Origin of the sequence: Candidatus Paracaedibacter symbiosus (assembly GCF_000757605.1) — a bacterium.
Lineage (GTDB): Bacteria > Pseudomonadota > Alphaproteobacteria > Paracaedibacterales > Paracaedibacteraceae > Paracaedibacter_A > Paracaedibacter_A symbiosus.
On sequence record NZ_JQAK01000013.1, the window covers coordinates 1 to 6,097 of the forward strand.

Annotated in this window: 10 protein-coding genes and 3 pseudogenes; 9 read left to right on the forward strand and 4 right to left on the reverse strand. The window is 36.9% G+C overall.

The window, feature by feature from the left end; all coding sequences use genetic code 11:
* Positions 1–272: pseudogene (locus IG80_RS0111480) on the forward strand (hypothetical protein); the annotation flags it as partial.
* A gap of 103 nt (positions 273–375) precedes the next feature.
* On the opposite strand, the gene IG80_RS0111485 reads toward IG80_RS0111480, so the two are convergent.
* Together IG80_RS0111485 and IG80_RS0111490 are read right to left on the reverse strand one after the other, a co-directional pair.
* Positions 376–1,740, reverse strand: a complete 1,365-nt coding sequence (locus tag IG80_RS0111485; RefSeq protein WP_032114172.1) for an IS110 family RNA-guided transposase — start codon at positions 1,738–1,740, stop codon at positions 376–378.
* 199 nt (positions 1,741–1,939) lie between these two features.
* A complete protein-coding gene (locus IG80_RS0111490) occupies positions 1,940–2,221 on the reverse strand; it encodes a transposase (RefSeq protein ID WP_032114173.1) in 282 nt (93 codons plus the stop codon).
* Between the two features lie 38 nt (positions 2,222–2,259).
* Here IG80_RS0111490 and IG80_RS12855 point away from each other — a divergent pair, with 38 nt between their 5' ends.
* Positions 2,260–2,619: a DDE-type integrase/transposase/recombinase gene (locus tag IG80_RS12855; protein WP_075553253.1), complete on the forward strand. Its 360-nt coding sequence runs from the start codon at positions 2,260–2,262 to the stop codon at positions 2,617–2,619.
* A pseudogene (locus IG80_RS17080) lies at positions 2,595–2,753 on the forward strand (hypothetical protein); the annotation flags it as partial. The gene IG80_RS12855 and the pseudogene IG80_RS17080, both read left to right, overlap by 25 nt.
* A gap of 390 nt (positions 2,754–3,143) precedes the next feature.
* Here the strand turns inward: IG80_RS17080 and IG80_RS16370 are convergent.
* Both IG80_RS16370 and IG80_RS17085 read right to left on the reverse strand, forming a co-directional pair.
* Positions 3,144–3,542: a Fic family protein gene (locus tag IG80_RS16370; protein WP_052046417.1), complete on the reverse strand. Its 399-nt coding sequence runs from the start codon at positions 3,540–3,542 to the stop codon at positions 3,144–3,146.
* Between the two features lie 63 nt (positions 3,543–3,605).
* Positions 3,606–3,842: pseudogene (locus IG80_RS17085) on the reverse strand (Fic family protein); the annotation flags it as partial.
* On the opposite strand from IG80_RS17085, the gene IG80_RS17090 reads away from it, so the two are divergent.
* The 6 genes from IG80_RS17090 (at position 3,748) to IG80_RS0111530 (ending at position 5,955) form a co-directional block, all read left to right on the forward strand.
* Complete coding sequence (locus IG80_RS17090; RefSeq protein WP_084756463.1) at positions 3,748–3,960, forward strand: phospholipase D-like domain-containing protein; 213 nt, start codon at positions 3,748–3,750, stop codon at positions 3,958–3,960. The pseudogene IG80_RS17085 and the gene IG80_RS17090 overlap by 95 nt on opposite strands.
* A 119-nt stretch (positions 3,961–4,079) precedes the next feature.
* Positions 4,080–4,391 carry a hypothetical protein gene (locus tag IG80_RS0111510; protein ID WP_032114175.1) on the forward strand — a complete coding sequence of 104 codons (312 nt, stop codon included), beginning with the start codon at positions 4,080–4,082 and terminating at the stop codon, positions 4,389–4,391.
* Positions 4,331–4,588 (forward strand): ProQ/FINO family protein, encoded by a 258-nt coding sequence (locus tag IG80_RS0111515; RefSeq protein ID WP_084756465.1) that lies wholly within the window; start codon positions 4,331–4,333, stop codon positions 4,586–4,588. Before IG80_RS0111510 ends, IG80_RS0111515 begins: the two co-directional genes overlap by 61 nt.
* A 113-nt stretch (positions 4,589–4,701) precedes the next feature.
* Positions 4,702–4,947 carry a type II toxin-antitoxin system ParD family antitoxin gene (locus tag IG80_RS0111520; RefSeq protein ID WP_032114177.1) on the forward strand — a complete coding sequence of 82 codons (246 nt, stop codon included), beginning with the start codon at positions 4,702–4,704 and terminating at the stop codon, positions 4,945–4,947.
* A gap of 2 nt (positions 4,948–4,949) precedes the next feature.
* A complete protein-coding gene (locus tag IG80_RS17095) occupies positions 4,950–5,117 on the forward strand; it encodes a type II toxin-antitoxin system RelE/ParE family toxin (protein WP_198027390.1) in 168 nt (55 codons plus the stop codon).
* A 247-nt stretch (positions 5,118–5,364) separates the two neighbouring features.
* A complete protein-coding gene (locus IG80_RS0111530) occupies positions 5,365–5,955 on the forward strand; it encodes an SOS response-associated peptidase (RefSeq protein WP_075553254.1) in 591 nt (196 codons plus the stop codon).
* The last annotated feature ends 142 nt before the right edge of the window (positions 5,956–6,097 follow it).

The following is a 6,097-nucleotide window of genomic DNA, read 5'->3' on the forward strand; positions in this document are numbered from 1 at the left end:
TAGATATTTGGCTTATCCTTGCCAGCCAAGGAGATTTGGTCTCTCAAGCTACGTTAGGTTTACATTATGCTTATCAAGGAGAAAATGAGGCGTCGGAGTTTTATTTTCGCCGAGCAGCAGACCAAGGAGATGCAGAATCTCAATATCATCTAGGCTGCCTTTTAGAAGACCAAGGGAGACTTGAGAAGGCTGAAAAATGTTATTATCAATCTGCTGAACAAGAGTATTCACCAGCTCAACATAAAGTAGGCCTCTGCTTAGAAAAGAAATGACATTTCTTAGGTGCTTTCAACAATTATGAAAGATCTTCAAATCAGGGATATAAGCTGGCCTATCTTAGTTTAGCTTTTTTGCTTGAGCAACATCCTGAACTTCCTAAGAAACTCCCTGTACCAAGTCCTGCATTTTATTCTCTTGCAATATATAACCTAAAGCAGCAGCTCGCTTTGATAAGTTATCAAGAACCCGCTTTTGATATCGTGCCTCATAGTAATTGGCACCTGGATCAACATATTGCATTCCATAACGCAGAGCATTAAAAAATAATACTGCCATTTTTCTAGCTGTTGCAGTAATTGCCTTTGATTTACCAATGCGAGCCGAGAGTCGTCTATAAAACGCACCAAGAGCCGTATTTGTCTTTCCAATTGTTACAGCAGCCAATCTTAATGCTGCTGCCGCACGACTTGAGGAACGCCGTGTTCGTGATGATAATACTTTCCCTCCTGATACCTTATTCCCTGGAGAAAGACATAGCCAAGAAGTAAAGTGCTTGCTGCTCGGCCAGCGAGACATATCAGTGCCACATTCTGATATTAATTTTAAGGCTAATGAAGGTCCAACACCGTGTATTTGTGTTAAGTCCATTCCTAATGCTTGGTAAAGGGATGCTCTTACATCAAAGCTTAAGCTATTAGGTTGTTTAGTGCGATGCCTGGCTTTGGGTAGAGGTTGATCAGGCAACTTATTATCTTTTCCAAGCAAGCTTAATGTCTCTTCTATTCGACGATCACACTCATTAATTTTTTGTGTGTAATAATCGAATAATTCAACAGCTTGAGTTAAAGAAAACAAATGCTCTTCTTGATAATTACCCTTTAAGGATTCCTCAATAGTTTTAATGGATTCCTTACAACGTATGTCTCTATGTTCTGCTAATACAGCAGGGCAACGTTCACCATTCATAATCGCACGAATGATCTTCATGCCTGTGGCTCCCGTTATATCCGATACGACATGATGCAACTGTAAGTTCATTTGCATTAAAGCTTTTTGCATATGCTGGATATGAGAGGCTCTGAATTCAAGCATACGTTCACGTTGTCTAATATAAGCACGTAGCACAGTAATTTGTTTTTCTGGTCTGAAGCTAGCACGTAACAAACCAAATTGATGTAACCGTTGAATCCATTGCGCATCATTGACGTCTGTTTTACGTCCAGGAACATTTTTAGCTTCTCGTGGATTAACTAAAAATACCTCAAAACCATAATTCTCTAAGATCTCAAAAGCAGGAATCCAATAAATACCTGTGGATTCCATAGCAATGCTGGTGACCTCACAGCTTTTAAGCCATTTTGCCATAGCATGTAAATCTGTGGTAAAACTTTGAAACGTACGAACTGGTTCTTTTGCTTTATCACTCCCTACAGCAACAACGTGAAACTTAGCACCAATATCAATCCCAGCAGCATTTTGATGAATAATTGGCATACTGGATTGTCTGTTAGATTGAGTCATCACTTACCTCTTCTCCTTGTTTATCTATAGAATCAAAGAGCAGGGTAACGAATAAATCACTTTCCTAAACGGGGTTTGTACCTCCAATGCCGGGTTCGTTGTACTCCCTGGACCATGTTTTTTAACGGGGTAATCCACCAATAAGCAGACGGCCGCTCTCTTTGATAGCTCAACTTTAGCAGTTAACGAGCGCGAGTTTCTATTTATTAGGGAAAGGGGTGCCATTTAGGTGGTTTTTTAAGATATCTCGCTCCTGGCGAACAAGATAAAGCTCCCGCTTAAGCGCTCTTAATTCTTCCTCAACAACATGGCCACTGCCAGGAAAACTTCTCTCTCCCTCACGCCGGTATTGTTTAATCCAGTGCCCTAAACTGGCACGCGAAATCCCTAAATCTAAAGCGATCTTCTCAATGCTCTTGTCATTACTCAAATAAACTTTAACCGCATTAATTTTAAATTCTTTATCGTATTTCTGGGTCATGTTCTCTCCTTTCAATAACATTAACCCATCTCGGTTCCTTGTGTCCGCTTTATTGTAGCAAGATCAGGTGGTGCTTAAGTAGTAGTTTAGGGGTAGAAGCCTGTCTCATGAGCTTAGAGCAAGCCATTGCTATTTATGGGATTCCTGAAATTATACATTCTGACCAGGGGGCTCAGTTTACATCCCATGAGTGGGTCACTGCTTTGCAGATAAGAGGTATTCTTATCAGTATGTCTGGCCAAGGACGCTCTAATGATGGCGCTCATATTGAAAGGCTGTGGCGCACGCTCAAATATGAAGCACTCTATATTCAAGGGATAAGAACAGTGCCTGAGCTGAAGGCAATGTTAAAAAATTCGTTACATGGTATAACCATTCAAGACCTCATCAGGCTTTAGAATATAAGGCACCTATTGAGGTTTTAGGCTCATTTACAAATGAGTCTCAAAAAGGAATAAGGATGGTGCCATCAGCTTATTCTTTAGAAAATGTAACAACAACCAACAATAAGGTGAAAGACTCTCTTAAATAAGAAACTTAGTTGTCCGATAAAAGGGGTGCAGTTCCGTTTGGTGGCATCCACAAATTTTAGACGATAGTCTTTATGCTTTGTAAAAAGAGGATCGAAAAAATATAGGTAAAGTTAAATCGAAATATGTTAAGTATTTTACAGGAATTATTAAGTGCCTTCCTTGAATGGAAAGTAAGATTGTTACAGTATGATAAGGTTGAGAAAAGAAATGAAAAGGATAAAACATGAGCAATATATTCATGTTTTAAGTCGGGCAGTTGTTATTGACGATGATCATATCTTATTATGCCTAACACATAAAAATACTACATAAGTACCCGCTTCTAGGTTCAGATCACCATTTTAAGCTTATGATTCTGTTATTTAAGCCATAAACAACTTTGAGTTAGATCAGTTATTGAACTTTATATCATACCGTGTACTTCGACCGCTTCCTGGAAGTCTCATAAAACATCCTTGTTGCAAGAGATTACTTAAATCTCTAGTTGCTGTCGCTTTAGAACACTTGGTGAGCTTCATATACTTCTGAGCACTCATCCCACCCTTAAATCCTTTAGAGCCTGCTTGAAACATTGTCTCAACAACTTTTTGTTGTCTCTCATTAAGGTGGTTTCTGTATTTATGCCAAAATCTAGCCCTATGAAGGACAAAATGAATATGTTGTTTTGATTCTAATTGGGCTTGATAAATTATATGTACAAAGTATTCAATCCAAGCCGTAATATCAATATCGTAGCGACTTGCATAAGAAAGCTCAGCATAATATTTCTTTTTATTTCTTGAAATCATAGTTGAAAGGCTTAATAAGCTTGGGCCCCCTAAATCTTGAGATAATGCTTTTTCAGAAATAGCTCGCCCTATGCGCCCATTCCCATCTTCAAAAGGATGAATACTTTCAAAATATAGATGCGCAATCGCAGCTCTAACTGGACCAAGAATATTAACTTTCCCTTGAGAGGGGGCAACTCCTCCCCGGCTACCAGGCGATAATGCTATTGTTTTGACGGGATCATATAACTGGACAAACGCTGCAGAGGCAAGAAATGCTGAAAATCTTTTAATTATTACAAATCGCCCAACTGCTAAGATTTATAAAAATAATTGGAAAAGACGGTATCAAAGAGCAATAAAGATGAGTTCACAAGATTTAACCAATAAAAGTTTTTCCTCTCAAACAAAGGTAATTAGACCAAAAGTGATTCATTAATAAAAAATGCACAATGTTTAATCATATGACTGTAGAGCTAAGAAGATAACCACCATATGATTCTTATCCACAACCCTGTCCCCAGAATTTGAGGATAACTTTTTTTAGAAAGTAAATAAATGACAGAGAGACCTAAGCTAACAATTAAGAAGTCCTTAAGCTTAAATCAGCAATCCCAACTCTTTCAAGCATTAAAACCCCTTCATGAGCAAACGAAAAAAGAAAAACATCAAGACTTGCAACAGCAGAAACAAAAAGAGAGAGAAGCCAAACAGAAGAAGAAAGAGGAAACTAAAGTTGCTTTAAGATGGCTTTATGAACAATTCCCTGCTTGCTTTAATCCTAAAGACTTAAAGCCGCTAAACTTAATATTGATAAAGATCTTTTTTCTTTTCTTGAAAAAGAGAACTACCCTTCAAAGGTTAAATTGAGAGATGCCCTTACCTATTACACAAGTAGCATTCATTATCTTAAAGCTGTTATTAACGGCACACACCGGCATGATCTTAAGGGCCAACAAGTTCAAGAAATTACCCAAGAGCAAAAAGATTTTGCTCATGACAAAATTGAGAAAATTCTTCAATCAATAAAAACTAAGAAGCAGCATAAAAATAAATCTTTTAGCTAATATAAAACAGACAAAACTTTAAGAGCCCTTAAAAATAATCTTATAACAAAAATTGCTATTTTTTGTTATTTTTAGTATAATAATTCTTATGTGTATAAGAAGAGGTTTTAATTATGAATATTTCTCTTAACCCAAATCTTGAGAAATTTATCCATCAGAAGATTGAAGAAGGATATTACAACTCTGCTAGTGAAGTTGTACGGGATGCGTTAAGGCTCTTAATTGAGAAAGAAACCCTCTTTAAGCAACAAGTCGATAAACTTAATCAAGATATTAGATTAGGTCTTACTCAACTTGCAGAAGGCAAAGGCATTGAGGGCAAAAAGGTTTTTGATGAGATTAAGGCCTTAAAGAAATAACATTGTCCTCATTTATTTTCTCCCCTGCCGCAAGACAGGACCTCATTGAAATATGGCAATATATTGCAGAAGAAAATATTGAGAATGCTATAAAGGTTCTTTCTAAAATCGAAGAGAAATGCCATATGTTAGCGAGTTTCCTCACCTTGGCCACCAACGCAAAGACCTAACAGATCATCCAGTCTTATTCTGGCCTGTATACAATTATTTAATCATTTATAAGCAAGATACGAACCCTTTAGAAATTGTCAGATTTCTTAACGGATATCGTAATCTAATTGATTTATTACAGTAAAAATTTATAGCCTCTTTTGTTAAGAATCAAAATTTGCAAGATCAATAATTAGAAGGCTAATTCTGTTGAGTTATTATCTCTCTTCTCTTACTGTATAAGAGGATATTAAAGGAATAGATTTCTTGTGCGGAAGATTTACTCTCTTTGCTAAGCTAGAAGAACTTAAAACTGAATTTGAGTTAAAAGAAGCAAATTCCCTTCCCTCTTCTTATAATATTGCCCCTTCTCAGAGTATCTTAATTATTTCTCAAGATGCAGAAACTTATGGCAAGCATCTTCACTTAGCTCATTGGGGTCTTATTCCTTCTTGGACCAAGAATCCTCATGAAGCCCCTAAGCCTATTAATGCCCGCTTTGAAACATTGACGGAAAAACCTTATTATAAGAAATCATTTCAGCGACAAAGGTGTTTGATCCCAACCACAGGCTTTTATGAGTGGACTTCTTCTCATGGAACAAAGCAGCCTTATTTCTTTTATATGAAAGATTATAAGCCTTTTGCCCTTGCAGGAATTTATGATTATTGGCCAGGTGGCGTAGAAACAGCAGAGATTGTAAGTGCTACTATTATTACCACAGACGCTAATTCCTTATTAAAGCCTTATCACTCCAGAATGCCTGTTATTATTGAACCTCATAACTATGGCCATTGGCTTGATCCCGAGAATAAAAATACAGAAGAACTTATGGCGATGCGTAATAACTTCGTATAGCATACATTATACGAAGTTATACGAGTTCACAAGATTTAACCAATAAAAGTTTTTCCTCTCAAACAAAGGTAATTAGACCAAAAGTGATTCATTAATAAAAAATGCACAATGTTTAATCATATGACTGTAGAGCTAAGAAGAT